The sequence below is a fragment of the Clostridium ragsdalei P11 genome (assembly GCF_001675165.1).
Lineage (GTDB): Bacteria > Bacillota > Clostridia > Clostridiales > Clostridiaceae > Clostridium_B > Clostridium_B ragsdalei.
The window spans coordinates 21,404-40,414 of the sequence record NZ_LROS01000017.1; the positions used below are offsets into that span (position 1 = coordinate 21,404).

Sequence of the window (19,011 nt, forward strand, 5' to 3'; positions counted from 1 at the left end):
AGCAATGATAAAAAGGACATTAAAAATAGAAGGAATGACCTGTGCAGCTTGTGTTAAAGCAGTGGAAAGAGCTTCAAAAAAACTAGATGGTGTGTTAGACGCTAATGTTAATTTGGCAACGGAAAAATTAAGTGTAAGTTTTGATGACTCAAAGGTTAATGTTCAAGATATACAGTGTGCAATAGATAAAGCTGGATATAAGGCTTTAATTGACACTACAAATAGAATATTGAAAATAGAAGGAATGACTTGCGCAGCTTGTGCTAAAGCAGTAGAAAGGGTTTCAAAAAAACTAGAAGGCGTATATGAAGCAAATGTAAATATTGCTACAGAAAAGCTAAGTATAGCATTTGATGCTTCAAAAGTTAATGTTCAGGATATAAAAAAGGCAATAGAAAAAGCAGGATATAAAGCTTTAGAAGAAGAAATTTCTGTAGATACAGATAAGGGAAAAAAAGAAAAAGAAATAAAGTCGTTATGGAATAGATTTATAATATCTGCTGTATTTGCAGTTCCACTACTTATAATAGCTATGGTACCAATGATTAGTGAAAAATTGGGATATATGCTTCCACAGGCTATAGACCCAATGAATCATCCGCAAGTTTTTTCAATAATACAGTTACTTTTAGTATTACCTATAATGATTGTTGGTAGAAAGTATTTTACTGTTGGTTTTAAATCATTATTTAGAAGAAGTCCCAATATGGATTCACTTATAGCAATAGGCTCATCTGCTGCTTTTATCTATAGTGTTTTTGCAGTATATGAAATTTTTATAGGAAACACAAACTATCATTTATATTTTGAATCAGCAGGTACAATACTTACTCTTATTACATTAGGTAAATATCTGGAATCTGTTGCTAAAGGAAAAACTTCGGAAGCTATAAAAAAGCTTATGGGGCTTGCACCAAAAACTGCTACTATAATTAAAGAAAATAAAGAAATAGAAATTTCTATAGATGAAGTTGAAGTTGGAGATATAATTGTAGTAAAACCTGGTGAAAAAATACCTGTAGATGGAGAGGTTACAGAGGGAATTACTTCAGTAGATGAATCCATGCTTACAGGTGAAAGTATACCTGTAGAAAAAAATCCTTCCGATAAGGTCATTGGAGCAAGTATAAATAAAAATGGTTCTATTAGGTATAAGGCTACAAGAGTTGGTAAGGATACAGCACTGGCACAAATTATTAAATTAGTAGAGGAAGCTCAAGGGTCAAAGGCTCCTATCGCAAAATTAGCAGATGTTATATCAGGATACTTTGTACCGGTAGTAATGGCATTAGCTACAATTGCTGCTTTAGCTTGGTACATATATGGTGAAACAGGAGTATTTTCACTTACCATATTTATATCAGTGTTAGTAATTGCGTGTCCTTGTGCTTTAGGATTGGCAACACCAACTGCTATTATGGTTGGTACCGGAAAAGGTGCTGAATATGGTGTGCTTATAAAAAGTGGTACTGCACTGGAAGCAGCGCATAGAATTCAAACTATAGTATTTGACAAAACAGGAACTATAACTGAAGGTAATCCAAAGGTTACAGATATAGTTACAATTTCAGATATAGATGAAAACTGTTTACTTCAATTAGCAGCTTCAGGTGAAAAATCATCAGAACATCCTTTAGGAGAAGCAATAGTTAAAGAAGCTGAAAACAGAAAAATTGAATTAAAAAAATTAGAGTCATTTAAAGCTATACCAGGACATGGAATAGAAGTTGATATAGAAAACAGTAAAATATTGCTTGGAAATAGAAAACTTATGGTTGAAAGTAATATCTCCTTAGAAAAGTTAGAGGAAAAATCACAAGCTTTAGCAAATGAAGGCAAAACTCCTATGTATGTTGCTCTTGAAAATAAGGCAATTGGTGTAATTGCTGTAGCAGATACAGTTAAAGAACATAGTAAAAAAGCTATAGATAAACTTCATTCTATGGGAATTGAAGTGGCGATGATAACTGGAGATAACAAGAAAACTGCTGAAGCTATAGCTAAACAGGTTGGAATAGATAGAATACTTGCAGAAGTTTTACCACAAGATAAGGCAAAGGAAGTTAAAAAACTTCAAAGTGAAAACAAGAAAGTTGCCATGGTTGGAGATGGCATAAATGATGCACCAGCCTTAGCACAGGCTGATATAGGTATAGCTATAGGGTCTGGTACAGATGTAGCTATGGAATCTGCAGATATAGTTTTAATGAGAAGTGATTTAATGGATGTAGTCACAGCTATAGATTTAAGCAAGAAAACAATAAAAAATATAAAGGAAAACTTGTTCTGGGCTTTTGGTTATAATAGTTTAGGAATTCCGGTAGCTATGGGAGTACTTCACATATTTGGAGGACCACTTTTAAACCCAATGATAGCAGCTCTTGCCATGAGTTTAAGTTCTGTATCAGTTTTAAGTAATGCTTTAAGATTGAAAGGCTTTAAGCCATCAATATAAACAAAGTTCTTGGCATCAGATGGAGTTTTGACTCCACCTGATGCTTAGAAATCGTTATCCAGAGACGTAGCTGCTCTTTACTCCCATTTGGAGAAGTGGGAGTATTAGAGCAGGTAGTCATCGGATAAAATTATAAAATGAAGGGTGGAATAAGTTATGAAAAAGAAGATAATCGTTGAAGGAATGAGCTGTGGACACTGTGTTAATCATGTAAAAACAGCATTGGAGGAACTTAAAGGTGCAGCTAATGTATCTGTTGATTTAGATTCTAAAACAGCTTTAGTTGAATCTAGTGGTGAAATTAAAGATGCTGACATAAAATCTGCTATTGAAGATGCAGGTTATGAAGTTATTTCTATAGAGCAAGCATAATATTTAATATTTAGCACAAAGAAGATGCTTCACAATAGAAAATAATTTTAAATAATATGTTCCTTTTCTATGGATGTATACTTAACTTTCATAGGCACAAAAATACTCCCCTTATTATAAACAGATTGGGGCTGTCTACTCTAAGGGGAGCATACTACTTTAGTTTGTGTACATTTTTCTAAATATAAATACATTAATTTTTAAACTAGAAATTAACCTTTTGCCCATTATACATATACTGCAAGAGCTTTTTCATTTCTTCCTCAGTTATTGCTCTAGGATTAGATCCAGTGCAAGCATCCATCATAGCATTGTGAGCTATAAAATCTAGGTTTTCATTAAAATCGTTTTCGCTTATACCATAATCTTTTATAGTAAGAGGAATATCCATCTTTTTATTCATAGTACAAATCATTTCTGTTAATGAATCTATTAATTCATCTTCACTATTCCCTGATAGATGAAGCTTTTTAGCTATTTTAGCATATCTTTCTGAACAAGCTTTCTTGTTAAAATCTATAACATAAGGTAAGTATATGGCATTAGCACACCCATGAGGTATGTGGAATACTGCGCCAGTTTTATGTGCTATACTATGAGTTATTCCAAGGAGTGCATTTGAAAATGCCATTCCAGCTAGACATTGGGCTATGTGCATATGGCCCCTAGCTTCTTTATCTTCTTCATAGGATTTCAATAAATATTTATGAATCATGGTTATAGCATGCATAGCAAGTGGATCTGAGAAATCTGAATGTAAACTTGCCACATATGCTTCTATTGCGTGAGTAAGTGCATCCATTCCAGTGTGTGCTGTAAGCTTTTTAGGCATTGTTTCTGCAAGAGACGGATCTATTATAGCTATATCAGGGGTAAGGTTAAAATCTGCAAGAGGATATTTTATTTTAGCTTTATAGTCTGTTATTACAGAAAATGATGTTACTTCAGTTGCTGTTCCACTTGTAGAAGGTATAGCAACAAATTGTGCCTTTTGCCTTAATTTAGGAATCCCAAAAGGGACTACCGCTTTTTCAAATGTAAAGTCAGGGTATTCATAAAATATCCACATTGCTTTGGCAGCATCGATGGGAGATCCTCCACCTATTGATACTATCCAGTCTGGATTAAAGTCTCTCATTATTTTAGCACCATTCATAACAGTATCAACAGATGGATCAGGCTCAACACCTTCTATTAATTTAACTTCCATACCTGCTTCTTTTAAGTATTCTTCAACTTTGGCTAAGAACCCAAATCTCTTCATAGATCCTCCACCTACAACAACTACTGCTTTATTTCCATCTAAATTTTTTAAATTTTCTAAGGCATTTTCACCAAAGTAAATATCCCTAGGCAAAGTAAATCTTCCCATTTTTGTCCTCCTTATTATTAAGTTATATTACTTTTTTAGAATTTAACTATTGGGGTAATTAAATTTTTTGGTTTATATTTAATTAAATATATAAGCAAGTATTGTGCCAGTATATTTTTTATCATGAAAAGATTGAATCTAGATGGATATTTTATAGAGTTTAGTTATCTTTTAAAATACTGTTGCAAAAAGCAACAATTTTCCTTAAAATACTGTTGCTTTTTACAACAGTGTTGTTTTTATATACACTTTAAGAAAAATTAATTTGATATTTTTTTATCTTTGTGTACAAAGTACTTCTATTTATTCCTAAAATTTTAGAAGCTTTTGACATATTATGATTACAATTATTTATACAATTTATTATTGCTTTTTTTTCCCATTCTTCTAATGAGCACATATCATACTTAAGGTTTGTAGTACAAGGACTAGTTTGCTTATTTACTGAAAGATTATTTTGAAAGTCAAAAGATGTATTTCCATTCATATTTACAATGTTCTCAATACAATTTTCTAATTCTCTAACATTTCCAGGCCAATTATGGTTTAAAAGCTTTTGATATATATCAGGTCTTACTATTGGAATGGATTTTTTAAGTTTAAAAGCTTTTATTTTTAAAAAATAATCTATTAGTACTTTAATATCCATATCTCTTTCCCGCAGTGGTGGTACATATATAGGTATTACATTTAGCCTGTAGTATAGGTCTTCGCGAAAAGTTCCTTTTTTTATCTTTTCTCTTAAATTTTTGTTGGTAGCCGCTATAATTCTTACATCTATTTTGATGCATTTATTTCCACCTATTCTCGTAATGCAGTTTTCTTGGAGAACCCTTAAGAGATTTACTTGCATATCTAAAGGCATTTCTCCAATTTCATCTAAAAATAAAGTACCACCATTTGCAAGTTCAAATTTTCCTGCACGTCCTCCACGTTTTGCACCTGTAAATGATCCATCTTCATATCCGAACAATTCACTTTCTATTAGATTCTTTGGTATGGCACCGCAGTTTATTGCTATAAAACTTTTGTTTTTTCTATTACTGTCATTGTGAATTGATTGTGCAATAAGTTCTTTTCCTGTACCACTTTCACCTTGAATTAATACAGTAGAAGGACTGTTAGATATATTTTTTAACTGTTCTTTTAAATTTATCATTTTTTCGCTGTTACCAATTATATCATCAAATGTGTAAGCAGCAGATCCACTTGTATATTTGTTAACCAAGTTATATACATTTTGTATGTCTTTAAATATAACTACCATACCAGTTACAATATTACTTTTGTCTTTTATAGGATATACATTTAAATTAAACCTTTTCTTCTCATCCGAATATAAAATTTCCTTATCTGCATACACATTTCCTGATTTGAGTTCATCAAGTATATACTGCCATATATGTAAAACTTTATGAACATTTTTATCTATAATATCTTTTTGGTTTATGTCGAGGAGACTACAAGCACTGTTATTTATAGCCTTGACTATTCCGCTATTATCTACAGCAAAAATTCCAAAATCCATGGAATTCATGATTTTATTTAAGTATTGGTATGCTTTAAATAATTCATTTTGAGACTTATTTAATTTTAAGTGATTTTCAATGGACTTTACTGCTGATACAACAAGACCCAATGTATGGGGATGAGCCAATTGACGTTTTCCAGTTAAAGTTAAACATCCGATTATATCTCCCTGTTCGTTATGTATGACAGATGCAGAGCAGGTATAAATCTGAAAAGTATTTATAAAATGTTCTTTGCCTGAAAGTTGAACTGACAAATTTTCAAAAAGAGCAGTTCCTGCTGCATTTGTACCTGCACTTTTTTCACTCAAATCAACACCTTCTGCTATTCCAGCCTTTGCTTGCTCCATTACAATATCTTTGTCACCTATGATAGTTAATACAATTCCATTTTTGTCTGTGAGATATAATGAGAAACCTGATCCACTTAAAAAATCATAAAGTATTTCCATAAATGGTTTTGCTATTTTTATAATATCGTTGTTTTCTTTTATTAAGTTGTCCAATTCTTTGCGACTAAGTGTTCGTTTAGGTCTTGGTATACCTTTTTCTATATGGTATTTAATGCATCTATTAAGAGATCTACTGACTATTTCACTATGAGTAAATGGTTTAAACATTATTAGATTACCTTCCTTTTTATATAAATAGCTTTATCTTAGGTTATTATTATAATTATATTTATTTTAAAATTATAATATATAATTTTATCATAATTTAGGTGTATATGTTGACTTACTCATAGTAAATATTAATTATGAATCGGATTGATTATTTTTTGTATCTATAAGAAAGGAAGTCTCTTGTCCGATGTTTTAAGTAAAAACTGCCGCATTTTGTTAATGCAACAGTTTTTTTATATGAATTTTTAGAATGTAACTACTGATTTAATTAAATCTTTTGGCTTATTTTTCATAAGCAAAAGGGCCTTTTCAATATTTTCTGCACCATCAAATACATGAGTAACAAGTTTGCTCAAATCAACACGTTTATATAGAACAAGGTCTCTTAGCATTTCCATTCTAAGACGTCCGCCGGGACATAACCCTCCTCTTATAGTTTTGTGAGCCATGCCGCAGCCCCATTGAACACGAGGTATTGGCAAAGTATCACCGCTTCCATGGTAGTTGATGTTAGAAATTACGCCGCCAGGTTTAACCATAGTTACTGCTTGTGCTAGTGTTTCAGCACCACCGCCTGCCATGATTACACGGTCTACACCTTTACCATGAGTTAAGTCCATTATTTGTTCAACTATATCACCATTTTTATAATTTACAATATCAGTTGCTCCATAAAATTTAGCTGTTTCAACACAAACGGGTCTGCTTCCAACACCGATAATTCTACCTGCTCCTCGAAGTTTGGAACCGGCTATTCCCATTAATCCAACAGCTCCTATACCAATTACGACAACACTGGAACCCATTTTTATGTCAGCAAGTTCTGCCCCATGAAAACCAGTAGTCATCATGTCTGTCATCATAACTGCACTTTCTAAAGGTATTTCATCTGGAAGTATTGCAAGATTCATATCTGCATCGTTTACATGAAAGTAATCTGCAAATACACCGTCTTTAAAATTGGAAAACTTCCATCCTGCAAGCATACCGTTTGAATGCTGTTGAAAACCAGCTTGGACTTCTAAGGATCTCCAGTCAGGTGTTGTGCATGGTACGATAACTCTATCGCCAACTTTAAAATCTTTAACTTCACTGCCAACTTCAGCTATTTCACCTACAGCTTCGTGACCTAAAATCATATTTTCCCTATTACCAAGTGCTCCTTCAAAAACCGTATGTATATCTGATGTACATGGGGATACAGCTAGAGGATGTACAATCGCATCATAAGGACCTGGTACTGGGTTTTTCTTTTCAATCCATCCTAACTTGTTAATACCTAACATTGCAAAACCTTTCATAATAGAACCTCCTAATAAATTAAATTTAAAAATTTTAGTAAATAAAATGGCATATTTAAATATCTATTTAAATATATAAGCAAATGTTGTGCCAGTATAGTTTTTATCATGAAAATGTTGAATTTAGGGGGCGGAGGCTTTATAAGGTTAATATAGATAATTAAAAAATGCTGTAAAAACCAACATTTTTTAAGAAAATAATGTTGCTTTTTACGACAAAGTTGTGTTTACATACACTTTAAGAAAAATTAATTTGATATTTTTTTATCTTTGTATACAAAGTACTTCTATTTATCCCTAGAATTTTAGAAGCTTTTGCAATGTTACCATTACAATTATTCATACAATTTATTATTGCTTCTTTTTCCAACTCCTTTAATGAACATATATCATATTTAAATTTTGTAGTACAAGGATTAGTTTGCTTATTTGCTGAAATACTATTTTCGAAGTTGAAAGATGTATTTCCATTCATATTTACGATATTTTCAATACAATTTTCTAATTCTCTCACATTTCCGGGCCAATTATAATTTAAGAGCTTTTGATATATATCAGGTCTTACTATTGGAATGTTTTTTTTAAGTTTAAAAGCTTTTATCTTTAAAAAATAGTTTATCAGTATTTTAATATCCATATCTCTTTCCCGCAGTGGAGGTACATATATAGGTATTACATTTAGTCTATAGTATAAATCTTCACGAAAAGTTCCTTTATGTATTTCTTCCCTCAAATTTTTATTAGTAGCGGCAATGATTCTTATATCTATTTTTACACATCTGTTCCCGCCTATTCTTGTGATACAGTTTTCCTGAAGAACTCTTAAAAGATTTACTTGCATATCTAAAGGCATTTCCCCAATTTCATCTAAAAATAAAGTACCACCATTTGCAAGTTCAAATTTTCCTGCACGCCCTCCATGTTTTGCACCTGTGAATGATCCATCTTCATATCCAAATAATTCACTTTCTATTAAATTTTTGGGTATGGCACCGCAATTTATTGCTATAAAACTGTTGTTTTTTCTGCTGCTGTCATTGTGGATGGACTGGGCAATAAGTTCTTTCCCTGTACCGCTTTCGCCTTGAATTAGTACAGTGGAAGGACTGTTAGATATACTTTTTAACTGTTTTTTTAAATTTATCATTTTTTCACTGCTGCCAATTATATCATCAAATGTGTAAGTAGCAGATCCACTTGTGTATTTGTTAACCAAGTTGTATACATTTTGTATATCTTTAAATGTAACTACCATACCAGTTACGGTATTACTTTTATCCCTTATAGGATATACATTTAAATTAAATCTTCTTCTTTTATCCGAATATAAAATTTCTTTATCTTCATATGAGTTTCCTGATTTAAGTTCATTAAGTATATATTGCCAATTATATAAAACTTTATATGCATTTTTATCTATAATATCTTTTTGGTTTATATAAAGCATATTACATGCACTGTTATTTATAGCTTTAATGATTCCATTGTTATCTACAGCTAAGATTCCAAAATCTATGGAATTCATGATTTTGTTTAAGTATTGATAGGCTTTAAATAATTCATTTTGAGATTTATTTAATTTTAAGTGATTTTCAATGGATTTTACTGCTGCTACAACGAGACCCAATGTATGTGGATGAGCCAATTGACGTTTCCCAGTTAGATTTAGACATCCGATTATATTTCCTTGCTCGTTATGTATGACAGATGCAGAGCAGGTACAAATCTGAAAAATATTTATAAAGTGTTCTTTGCCCGAAACTTGAACTGACAAATTTTCAAAAAGAGCAGTTCCTATTGCATTTGTACCAGCACTTTTTTCACTCATATCAGCACCTTCTACAATTCCAGCTTTTGCTTGCTCTATTAATATATCTTTGTCACCTATAATAGTTAATACAATTCCATTTTTGTCTGTAAGATATAATGAAAAACCTGATCCATTTAGAAAATCATAAAGTATTTCCATAAATGGTCTTGCTATTTCTATAATATAGCTGTTTTCTTTTATTAAGTTGTCCAATTCTTTACGGTTAAGATTTCGTTTAGGCTTTGGGATACCTTTTTCCATATGATATTTAATGCACCTATTAAGAGACCTACTAACTAGTTCATTATGAGTAGATGATTTAAACATTATTAGATTACCTTCCTTTGTATATCATAAATAACTTTATACTAGTGTATTAATTTATAGTTATATTTATTTTGAAATTATAATATATAATTTTATCATAACTTGGGCGTAAATGTTAATTTATTCACAGTAGATATTAATTAAAATTTCCAATATTTTTATTGACATATAATATATTAGCAGCATAATATATTACATATAATATATTATACTACTAATATATAATTTTATTTTTTAGGAGGTACTATTAATGTCAACAAAACATGCTATATTAGGTTTACTTAATGAAAGGCCAATGTATGGCTATGAAATAAAAAAGGAATTTGAAAAATCGGTAAGTTGTATTTGGTCCATAAACATTGGTCAACTTTATACTTTATTAAAAAAGATGGAAAATGAAAATGAAATAGTGAAGCAGGAAATATCTCAAAAAAATAGACCAGATAAATTTGTTTATACAATTGCAGATAAAGGCAAAAATGAGCTATATAAGTGGTTATCAGAACCAGTCGTGATGAGACAAACCAAGGATGAATTTTATTTAAAAATGATGTTTCTTACACAGATCCAAAATGAGGATGCAAAAAAGTACATAGATAAACAAATAGATATCATAGAAAAGCAACTAAATGAATTTAATAAGATAAAAAATATTAATAAGACAAAAAGAAATAAATTTATGGATATACTTTTGGAAGCTTCAATTATGCATTTTGAAGTAGATATTCAATGGTTAAATATTTATAAAGAGAGGATGGGTCTATTATGAAAAAAGTTATAATTTTATCACTAAAAGTAATTTTGTTAATTACAATAATGTTTATAAGTATGGCAGTTTCGTCTATACTTATTGGAGTTAAACATGGTCCTGAGTCTACAGAGAATACAGTTATACCAGTATTAATTTATTGTATTCTAAATACAATAATATTAACCTTGTTTATTGTTAAATCCAAATTGAGAAGTTATAAGCTTGTAGCAGTTAGTTTTATCATTTTTTGGGGAACACAATATTTTATGACTCAAATAGAAACTTTGTATTTCAATAGTGCTGTAAAAATGCCTTTAGAAGAATTAATAAGAAATGTTACTTCAGGTGCCCTATACATATTTGTATTTTCGTTGTTGGCAGTTTTAATTCTTGGAAAATTTAAAGGAGAAACAAATTCCCAATATAGTAATCTTAAAATAAAAACCACCATTATAAGTTCAATTCCAAATATGATACTCTTATCCGTTGCTTATGTTATCATTTATTTTGTATTTGGATATTTTGTTGCATGGCAATTTGCCGATTTGAGATATTATTATACTGGGAGTACACATATCATGAGTTTTTTCACACATATGTCAAGCCAAGATCCGATGATAATTTTATTTCAGTTATTTAGAGGATTTTTATGGTCTATCTTAGCTGGTATAATAATTTATTCATTAGATATTGAAGATTGGCTGACTTATATAGCAACAGGATTAATTTTTAGCATATTAATAACGTCTGCATTAATATTTCCCAATTCTTATATGCCAGTATCAGTTCGAATAGGACATTCTTTTGAATTATCGACTTCTATGTTTACATTTGGAGTTATATCAGTAATTATTTTAAAAAATAAATTGGCAATAAACCAATTGAATTCATAAATTTTTTATTTTGGTTACTAACTAAGAACATATGATGGATATTAGTTCCACCATATGGTTTATTATTTTTGCCCATCAAATTTTTCTATTCCCTTATAATTTTCATCTATTTTGTCATAATGCTACAATTAAGCATATATTAAGCTACAATAATTTTATATCGAAAAACAATAAAAAAATATTGTATTTTAATAAAAATTAATATATAATACAATAAAATATAAAATTTATACAAGGGGGAGAGTATGGATAATGGGGAGAAAGTATATCAAAATATTTAGAAACTGTGTATTAGCTGTAATTTGTATAGTACTTGTAGTATTTATATTTATACCAGAGTATGTTATGTGTTTTTTCTCAAGAGATTTCTATTTTAGAGAATATGTAAAAGGTAGTGAAAAGATTTATTTTTTAGGAACGTATCACAACATGACGTTAGATTCAACACCTTATTCCTACTTAAATTTAAAATCAGTTATTGAAAATTTAAGACCAGATTTACTTTTGATTGAAAGTAGACCTGAACAATTAAAAAATGGTAATTTTGCAGATGGACCAGGTGAGATGCTTTATTCTCATTTAACAGCAAATAAGCTTGGTATTGTAGTAAAAGGTGTAGATTGGTGGTCAGATTCTGGTAAAAATGTTCTAAACTCAACTAATGCTACAAGAGATGAATACATAAATAAGAATATACTAAAAGAAATTCCTTCCCATAAAAAAGTGTTGATATTGATGGGTAATGCACATGTAACACTTGAAGAGCCGAAGCTTGAATAAGCGAGGTATAAAAAGGCATTTTTTCCAGAAACTGCAAAAATTAAACTGCTTAAAGTTCACAATAAGAAACTGGTGTATCCAAAGGGAATGACTTTTTATATTAAAAAGAGAATTAATTATGAAAAAAGTTGTATAGGTACTGTATACAAGACAGATACTTTCAAAAAACAAGCTTCTATAGTAATTCAAGAGCTTAATAGAGAAGTAAAAGTAATTGAACAGACAGGAGAAGAATAGACTGTGTATTTAAGAAAGATATGATAATTGGAGGAAAAGATATTATGTTTAATAATAAGGTAGATTTTAACATGAAACGTGTTGATAAATTTATAGTAAATTTTTTAATGGTAACTCTTAATATTTTTGCTATAATGGGTATGCTTGCAGTTTTTACCGTTCCTTTACTTATGGCATTACCAGAGTATTTAAAAAATTTAGCTCATATTTCAATAAAACATACTTCTTTTTTAGAGATAAATTTGATCCTGATTTTATCTATAATTGTTGAGTTAAAAAATATAGTTGGAAGAATTAAAAAAGATAAAGTATTTTTATATGAAAATGCTGATGGATTTGTAAAGATAGGAATCTATGTTTTTTTATTTGGTGTTGTACGTCAAATAAATTATATAGTAAATGGACATTATGGAACATTATTTAGATTTGATAATGATGGTAATCTTGACATAGATGTTTTTATATTTATAATAGTGGCATGTGTTTCTTTTGTTATCTCAGAAGTGCTGAGGAAGGCAGTAAAAATAAAAAATGAAAATGACTTAACTATTTAGATGTAGTGATGGTAAAAAATAAAATTTTTCTATAAAAATGAGTAAATTAAAGCAGGGAGATGGATAAATATGGACAATGAAAAAAGTATTATTAAATACAATTCTTTAGATTCAATTTATAAAGAGAACAATGGAGTTCTGACTTTTTTATATTTACTTCTTAATTTTTTATTAGTAATTGGAGTTTTGGGGTTAATTGGAATACCAGGACTTTTAATTTGGAATACCTTGGGTGTTACTACAAAGGTTATTGCTTTTGCTGAAATAAACTGTATAATAGCTGTATTAATAATATATGAGCTAAAAAATATGGTTGGCAGAATTATGGATAATAAAGTTTTTATTATCCACAATGTAAAGAGTTTTAATAGAGTAGGGGTTTATACTTTATTGTTAGGTATTGCAAATATGATAAATGATAAAATTAATGGAAATTTGAAAATAATATTTGTGTTTGATAAGTATGGTAATTTAAAGTTTGATATCTTTGCATTTATAATGTTGTCATGTACTTTTGTTGCTATTGCTGAACTTTTAAAAAAAGCAATAAAAGTAAAAAATGAAAATGACTTAACTATTTAGGTGGGATAAATTATGGCAATTATAGTTAACTTAGATGTAGTGATGGCAAAAAACAAAATTTCCCTTTCAGAACTTGCAAATAGGGTAGGAATTACTAATGCCAATTTGTCAATACTCAAGAATAACAAAGCAAAGGCAATAAGATTTTCAACACTTGAGGCAATTTGTCGTGAACTCAGCTGTCAACCTGCAGATTTATTAGAATATAAAAAAAAATAATTTAATACTCTTATAAAACTATTTAATAATAAGGTGTAAAATGCTAATATAATATATGGAAAATCATTAAAAAGTTTTACTATATAAATGAGTAAATTAGAGCAGGAGGAAGGAATTTTAAAATGATTTTTATGCCATTCTTGCCTGTATTTAATTTCCAAATTATTCAGGCTCTTATTGCAGACAAATAGATTTATTGTATTTTACAGTTAAAAATACGATAAGGAGAATTTTAAAATGAATGGAAAAAATAAAACTTTATTAATTATTGCAATTATATTTATGGCATTTAATCTGCGATCACCTATTACTGGAGTTGGTTCACTTATCAGTATAATAAAAACACAGTTAAATCTTTCTGCAAGTTCATCAGGAATTATTACAACCATTCCTTTGATTGCATTTGCTGTTGTATCACCTTTTGTAAGTAAGCTAAGTCAAGAATATGGTTCAGGACACCTTATGTTCTATGCGCTAATTTTTTTGGCAGCTGGAATTATGATTCGTTCTTTTGCAGGAACAGCAGGTTTATTTATTGGAACAGCCATTATTGGTATAGGAATAGCAGTGGGTAATGTAATGATTCCAAGTATTATAAAATCTGAGTTTCCCTTAAAGATTGGAATGATAACAGGTATTTTTACCACCTCAATGTCTATTTTTGCAGGTATATCTTCTGGAATTAGTGTACCACTTTCAGAAGATGTAGGGTTAGGTTGGAAAAATGCGTTGGCAATTTGGCTTGTACTTGTAATTGTTACTATGCTAATCTGGCTTTTTCAGTGGAATTTACAATTGAAAGGTAAAAATCAATTGACAAATGATAGTCTTAAGAAAAATGTGTACAAGTCATCTATTGCCTGGTATGTTGCTCTGTATATGGGAATACAATCATTTTTGTATTATTGTTTTGTAGCCTGGCTTCCTACGATTTTACAGGCAAAAGGAATTAATGTTGAGACTGGGGGATATTATGCTTCAGCTTATCAAATAATTGCGATTCCAGCATCCTTTGTTGTTCCTTTACTAGCAGTAAGAAGGAAAAATCAGAAGCTAGTAACAGGTATCATTTCCTGCATTTATGCAGTTAGTATATTCATGTTCTTGATTGCAAATAGTACTATGATTATTGTAGCTTCTGTTCTTTTATGCGGATTATGTTCAGGAGGCTGCATTAGCCTTGCAATGTCATTTATTGGACTTAGAAGCAGCGGGGCAGGGGAGGCAGCAAAATTATCAGGAATGGCACAATCATTAGGTTATACCCTAGCAGCTATCGGACCTTTTATACTTGGAAGTATATTTGATTTATTTCATTCCTGGAATATACCACTTATGGGGTTAATTATTATGGCAATATGCCTTCTTATTGTAGGAAATAAAGCAGGAGAAGATGTAACGATATAGTTATAAAAATGAGAAACGAGCATAGATTGTGTTTGCTGCACAAAAATCCATGCTCATTTCCTATATGACTAATCCAGTTTATTTACCAAATAAGCTATATTTTCAGAAAATCTTTTTACTGTTCGCATTCCTTCTTCATCCTTTAAAGCTTCACCAGGTTTTTGTCCGAAGACTACATTCCAGTATGTTGATCCTGGTATAATCATGTCATTGTAGAGATAGAACATAAGCATTTCCTGTATTGATGATGTCTGGCCAGCACGCCTTGCAACAGCGATAGGTCCCCCTACCATTCTGGATAAGAAATTTCCACCTTTCATAGATGCCATAGCGATTCTTTGAAGTGCTGTCATGAGTTCTGCTCTTGCAGTTCCCCAATAAACAGGTGATGCTACGATGAGTCCCTTAGCACCTTTTATTTTTTCAATTATTTCATCAAATCCGTCATTATAGCCTCCTTGAGGGTTCATGGAATCTTTTAAGGTCATTCCAGCTAAGGACACAACTTCAGCTGAAACTCCATTTTGTTCTATGACTTTTGCACATTCTTTGAGAACTTGCATAGTGTTGCCTTCTGGATTTGGACTTCCGCTTAACAATATTACTTTTTTCATATGTAATATCTCCTTTCAATTTTATAATATAATTATTATTACATAATCATAGTCCTAAATAAAGACAATATCAATATTTCATTGTAAAAGAAAAGAACTATCAATATCGATTTGAAAAATCGGTATTGAAATAGTTCTAAGTTTACAAAAAACTTTTGTTTTAATCTTTATAATTTGGAGATTTTCCATTTAAAATTTTATTAACTTCATCGTCAGTTAAGTTATAATTAAAAAATGTTTTATAAAAATTCTTTGTCTCTTGTTTTATATCAATATTTTGGAATTTATCGGGATGCAATGTTTTAGCTGCCCATTGAATTTGAAGAGCTTCCTCTGCACCATATCTATCCCACAAAAATGCACCAGTAGGGTTAATATATACCTTTTTATTTTTAACAGCATTTATTTGGCTCCAAGCTGGATCACTAGTAAGTCTATTTATTTCAGAAATACCACTTTTTTTATCGTCTGTTGTATTACTTCCAACTATTATAACATCAGGATTCCATTTAAGAACTTGTTCCATAGAGGCAGATTTCATATTTCCATTTATATCTGAATGAGCAACATTAACTCCACCTGCAGCCTTTATCCATGAATCAATTATAGTATTACGCCCATCAACTGTAAGAGGGGAGAAAGAAATAATATGTAATACTTTTGGCTTTTCACTTTCATTCATTTTAGAGGTTACATCTGTAACCATTTTTAATTTTTTGTCTAGATATGAATTATAAGTTTCAGCTTTTTTTATAGAATCTCCACCTAAGACTTTACCTGTAAGTATTACTACTTTTTTCATACTGTCGAAATCTTTATAATTAAGTTGAACAGCAGGTATTTCAACTTCCTTCAATTTTGCTTTCATTTTAGGGTCTGTTGGCATAAAGATGATATCTGGTTTTGTTTTTAAAAGCATTTCTGTATTTACTGTAGTATTGGTAAAAGCAGTGGCAGTTTTACTCATATGTGGATTCACTTTAAAAAGCCATGGCACTGTTTGAGGAGTAGAAATACTTGCAACTATTTTATTTCCAGCACCAAGCATAGTTACCATTTCATTATGAGCTGGCCATGAATCGGCTATTCTATCAATCTTACTTGGTATTTTTACTTTTTGACCTGCAGTGTCTGTAATGACAATTCCCTGATCTTTTTCAGTATTTTTACTTGAATCAGAACCTGTTGAACTTTGACCACAAGCTGTTAGAGCTAAAAGAGTTAATGAAATGGAAAAAATCAGTACTATTGATCTCTTTACGTTTTTTAACATTTTTACACCTTCTTATATAATTTTTTTAAAATTTAAATATTTTGAACTAATTAATCATAGGTATGCAAGATTTTATCGTATCTCTATTTGAGCTAGTCGTAGTAATAATTTTTACATTGATGCCATATGCTTTTTTTAGCATGTCTTCTGTTACAACTGCATCTGCATTACCTACTGTAAATACATTATTTCTTTGCATAAATGCTACTTTTGTGGAACATAAAAAAGCATGATTAGGATAATGTGAAGTCATAATAACTGCTAGTCCCCTTTTAGAAAGCTTATTTATCTGTTGTAATACTTTTATTTGATTTCCAAAATCCAAATTAGAAGTTGGTTCATCCATTATAAGCATTTTAGGCTGTTGAGCGAGGGCTCTGGCAATCAAAACCATTTGCCTTTCTCCACCACTTATTTCTGTGTATATTTTATCCTTTAAATAGGATATATTTAAGGAATCTATAGCTTCCTCAGCAATATTTTTATCTTCTTTAGTAGGAGAAGAAAACATTGAAAGGTGGGCAGTTCTGCCCATTAATACTACATCAAAAACTTTATATGGAAAGGGAGGAGTATGAGCCTGAGGTACATATCCAATATTTTTAGCCAATTGTTTTCTAGACCAGTTATGTATATTTTCTCCATCTAAGAGTATTTCCCCATCTTTAAGCTTTAAAAAACCCAATATAGTCTTAAAAAAGGTAGTTTTACCTACACCATTTGGACCCAATAGACACAATATTTCTCCTGAACTCACACTCATGGATATATTTTTTACAATAACTTTTGTACTATAACCACAACTAACATTTTTTATTTCTAATTTCATTGCCATCCTCTCCTTCCCTTAATTAAAAGAAAGATAAAAAAGGGTGCTCCAATTAGTGATGTGAGAATTCCAAGGGGAATTTCTGCAGAAAAAGCACAGCGTGCCACATCATCAACTAACAAAAGAAATGTACCTCCAATGAATATAGATGCAGGTAATAATCTTTTAAAGTTGGGCCCTACAATTATTCTAGCTACGTGAGGTATTACAAGTCCTATCCATCCAATCATACCACCAATTGATACAGCTGAAGCTGTAATTAAAGTTGAACAAAGGATAATAATTATCCTTAATTTTGAAACATCAATGCCCAAAGACTTTGATTCTTCATCTCCAAAGGAAAGAACATTAAGTTTCCATCGAAATAGGATTAAAGGTACGATTCCTATAATAAATGCTGGTAATATTATTTTTATATCTTTCATAGTGATAGAAGATAACCCACCCATAAGATAAAAAGTTATAGCTGGAAGTTTTTCATAGGGATCAGCCACATATTTTGTTATAGAAATAAGGGATGAAAACATAGCTGAAATGACCATACCAGCAAGTACAAGAATTAATATTCCATTAGTGCCTCTTGCTATAATCACACTTATTAAATATGTTAATGCTACTGCTGCAAGTCCAAATAAAAATGCTGAAAGTTGTATGCCAAAGGGATTAAATGACATAAGAATACCGAAAGCTGCACCAAATCCAGCACCAGCAGAAGCACCAAGTATATCTGGTGATACCATAGGATTTCTAAATAAACCTTGATAGGTAGCTCCAGCAACAGACAAACCTGATCCAATCAATAGTGCCGATAAAATTCTTGGAATTCTAACATTAAAAATAACTGTTTCCATAGTGGAAGGTTTTCCTATATTTAAATGAAAAATTTTTGATAATACCGAATTGAAGAATTCTGGTAAAGGTATTGGATATCTTCCAATAACTAGTGAAATTAAAATGGCTGCTATAGGTAAAAAAGCACAAATAACCATAATACAGGTTGTTTTTCTTTTTTCAAATTTTGTTTTAGATTTTTCTAGTGAATTATCTAAAATAGTTTTTTCTAGCATATAATTATCGCCTCTT

General features: G+C 30.4%; 18 protein-coding genes. 10 read left to right on the forward strand and 8 right to left on the reverse strand.

Going from position 1 to position 19,011, the window contains the following annotated elements; genetic code table 11:
• Positions 1 to 4 precede the first annotated feature (4 nt).
• Together CLRAG_RS08795 and CLRAG_RS08800 are read left to right on the forward strand one after the other, a co-directional pair.
• Positions 5 to 2,455 carry a heavy metal translocating P-type ATPase gene (locus CLRAG_RS08795; RefSeq protein ID WP_065078097.1) on the forward strand — a complete coding sequence of 817 codons (2,451 nt, stop codon included), beginning with the start codon at positions 5 to 7 and terminating at the stop codon, positions 2,453 to 2,455.
• A 156-nt stretch (positions 2,456 to 2,611) separates the two neighbouring features.
• Positions 2,612 to 2,827: a heavy-metal-associated domain-containing protein gene (locus CLRAG_RS08800; protein ID WP_065078098.1), complete on the forward strand. Its 216-nt coding sequence runs from the start codon at positions 2,612 to 2,614 to the stop codon at positions 2,825 to 2,827.
• A 205-nt stretch (positions 2,828 to 3,032) separates the two neighbouring features.
• Here the strand turns inward: CLRAG_RS08800 and CLRAG_RS08805 are convergent, their stop codons facing one another.
• The 4 genes from CLRAG_RS08805 to CLRAG_RS08820 form a co-directional block, all read right to left on the reverse strand.
• On the reverse strand, positions 3,033 to 4,199 hold the full coding sequence (locus CLRAG_RS08805) for an iron-containing alcohol dehydrogenase (protein ID WP_065078099.1): 1,167 nt from the start codon (positions 4,197 to 4,199) through the stop codon (positions 3,033 to 3,035).
• A gap of 250 nt (positions 4,200 to 4,449) precedes the next feature.
• Positions 4,450 to 6,348 carry a sigma-54-dependent Fis family transcriptional regulator gene (locus tag CLRAG_RS08810; RefSeq protein ID WP_065078100.1) on the reverse strand — a complete coding sequence of 633 codons (1,899 nt, stop codon included), beginning with the start codon at positions 6,346 to 6,348 and terminating at the stop codon, positions 4,450 to 4,452.
• Positions 6,349 to 6,596: 248 nt separating this feature from the next.
• Positions 6,597 to 7,652 carry an NAD(P)-dependent alcohol dehydrogenase gene (locus CLRAG_RS08815; RefSeq protein ID WP_013239134.1) on the reverse strand — a complete coding sequence of 352 codons (1,056 nt, stop codon included), beginning with the start codon at positions 7,650 to 7,652 and terminating at the stop codon, positions 6,597 to 6,599.
• A 238-nt stretch (positions 7,653 to 7,890) separates the two neighbouring features.
• Entirely contained in the window at positions 7,891 to 9,789 is a 1,899-nt protein-coding gene (locus CLRAG_RS08820) for a sigma-54-dependent Fis family transcriptional regulator (RefSeq protein WP_065078101.1), read from the reverse strand.
• Positions 9,790 to 10,039: 250 nt separating this feature from the next.
• Here CLRAG_RS08820 and CLRAG_RS08825 point away from each other — a divergent pair, with 250 nt between their 5' ends.
• The 8 genes from CLRAG_RS08825 (at position 10,040) to CLRAG_RS08855 (ending at position 15,212) form a co-directional block, all read left to right on the forward strand.
• Positions 10,040 to 10,558: a helix-turn-helix transcriptional regulator gene (locus CLRAG_RS08825; RefSeq protein WP_065078102.1), complete on the forward strand. Its 519-nt coding sequence runs from the start codon at positions 10,040 to 10,042 to the stop codon at positions 10,556 to 10,558.
• Positions 10,555 to 11,433: a hypothetical protein gene (locus CLRAG_RS08830; protein ID WP_065078103.1), complete on the forward strand. Its 879-nt coding sequence runs from the start codon at positions 10,555 to 10,557 to the stop codon at positions 11,431 to 11,433. The genes CLRAG_RS08825 and CLRAG_RS08830 overlap by 4 nt, the downstream gene beginning before the upstream one ends.
• A gap of 252 nt (positions 11,434 to 11,685) precedes the next feature.
• Positions 11,686 to 12,213, forward strand: a complete 528-nt coding sequence (locus CLRAG_RS08835) for a hypothetical protein (RefSeq protein WP_242872120.1) — start codon at positions 11,686 to 11,688, stop codon at positions 12,211 to 12,213.
• 87 nt (positions 12,214 to 12,300) lie between these two features.
• Complete coding sequence (locus tag CLRAG_RS21070; protein ID WP_242872121.1) at positions 12,301 to 12,450, forward strand: hypothetical protein; 150 nt, start codon at positions 12,301 to 12,303, stop codon at positions 12,448 to 12,450.
• Between the two features lie 44 nt (positions 12,451 to 12,494).
• The gene (locus tag CLRAG_RS08840) at positions 12,495 to 13,004 is read left to right on the forward strand and encodes a DUF2975 domain-containing protein (RefSeq protein ID WP_065078104.1); all 510 of its coding nucleotides are present in this window, start codon (positions 12,495 to 12,497) and stop codon (positions 13,002 to 13,004) included.
• 69 nt (positions 13,005 to 13,073) lie between these two features.
• Entirely contained in the window at positions 13,074 to 13,586 is a 513-nt protein-coding gene (locus tag CLRAG_RS08845) for a DUF2975 domain-containing protein (RefSeq protein ID WP_065078105.1), read from the forward strand.
• Between the two features lie 12 nt (positions 13,587 to 13,598).
• On the forward strand, positions 13,599 to 13,805 hold the full coding sequence (locus CLRAG_RS08850) for a helix-turn-helix domain-containing protein (protein WP_065078106.1): 207 nt from the start codon (positions 13,599 to 13,601) through the stop codon (positions 13,803 to 13,805).
• A 237-nt stretch (positions 13,806 to 14,042) separates the two neighbouring features.
• Complete coding sequence (locus CLRAG_RS08855) at positions 14,043 to 15,212, forward strand: CynX/NimT family MFS transporter (RefSeq protein WP_065078107.1); 1,170 nt, start codon at positions 14,043 to 14,045, stop codon at positions 15,210 to 15,212.
• 68 nt (positions 15,213 to 15,280) lie between these two features.
• Here the strand turns inward: CLRAG_RS08855 and CLRAG_RS08860 are convergent, their stop codons facing one another.
• The 4 genes from CLRAG_RS08860 to CLRAG_RS08875 all read right to left on the reverse strand — a co-directional run bounded on the left by CLRAG_RS08860 (position 15,281) and on the right by CLRAG_RS08875 (position 18,995).
• The gene (locus CLRAG_RS08860) at positions 15,281 to 15,826 is read right to left on the reverse strand and encodes a flavodoxin family protein (protein WP_065078108.1); all 546 of its coding nucleotides are present in this window, start codon (positions 15,824 to 15,826) and stop codon (positions 15,281 to 15,283) included.
• Between the two features lie 160 nt (positions 15,827 to 15,986).
• Positions 15,987 to 17,099, reverse strand: a complete 1,113-nt coding sequence (locus tag CLRAG_RS08865; protein ID WP_065078109.1) for an ABC transporter substrate-binding protein — start codon at positions 17,097 to 17,099, stop codon at positions 15,987 to 15,989.
• 46 nt (positions 17,100 to 17,145) lie between these two features.
• A complete protein-coding gene (locus CLRAG_RS08870) occupies positions 17,146 to 17,928 on the reverse strand; it encodes an ABC transporter ATP-binding protein (protein WP_065078110.1) in 783 nt (260 codons plus the stop codon).
• Positions 17,925 to 18,995, reverse strand: a complete 1,071-nt coding sequence (locus CLRAG_RS08875) for a FecCD family ABC transporter permease (protein ID WP_065078111.1) — start codon at positions 18,993 to 18,995, stop codon at positions 17,925 to 17,927. The genes CLRAG_RS08870 and CLRAG_RS08875 overlap by 4 nt, the downstream gene beginning before the upstream one ends.
• Between the last annotated feature and the right edge of the window lie 16 nt (positions 18,996 to 19,011).